Genomic DNA, 440 nt, shown 5'->3' with positions numbered 1-440 from the left:
TCGTGAGCGCGGGCACTCGCAATGGTCCCACCGACGTGGATGGAATCTCCGACAGTCACGTTGTGTTGCGCGGCAAACTCAGGCGAAACCAGCGCTTGATGAGTGAAATTCCCGCTGTAATTGCCATCAGCGTAGTGTGTATTTGGACCAGTAAATCCCTCGCCGGCTGTTATGCGGACGGAACCACCTGCTCCTGGTGTTCCGCTGCCAACAATCGTCTCGAACTCTTCACCGTCAGTGCTGACGTAGACAACTTGGAATGCCAGTGGGACTGCTGTTTGGACATCCTCGTGTTGTTCGATCTGTGTAGCGACTGTGTGTGCGTTTGGAACTGGATTTTGGAAGGCGCCAACAGAGCCGGGCGCGAGATTGATTGGACCGCCGGTAACCCACAGATCACGGTCTGCTTCGTTGAATAACTCATTTCCAGTTTCGGTGAC

At 54.5% G+C, this 440-nt stretch carries 1 pseudogene; it reads right to left on the bottom strand.

What is annotated here, in order from left to right:
- Positions 1-440: pseudogene (locus EXE42_RS19840) on the bottom strand (ABC transporter permease); the annotation flags it as partial.

Source organism: Halorubrum sp. SP3, from assembly GCF_005435195.1.
Taxonomy (GTDB): Archaea; Halobacteriota; Halobacteria; order Halobacteriales; family Haloferacaceae; genus Halorubrum; species Halorubrum sodomense.
Note: the sequence above shows the minus strand (reverse complement) of the source record. Positions and strands in the feature narration are given on the sequence as shown.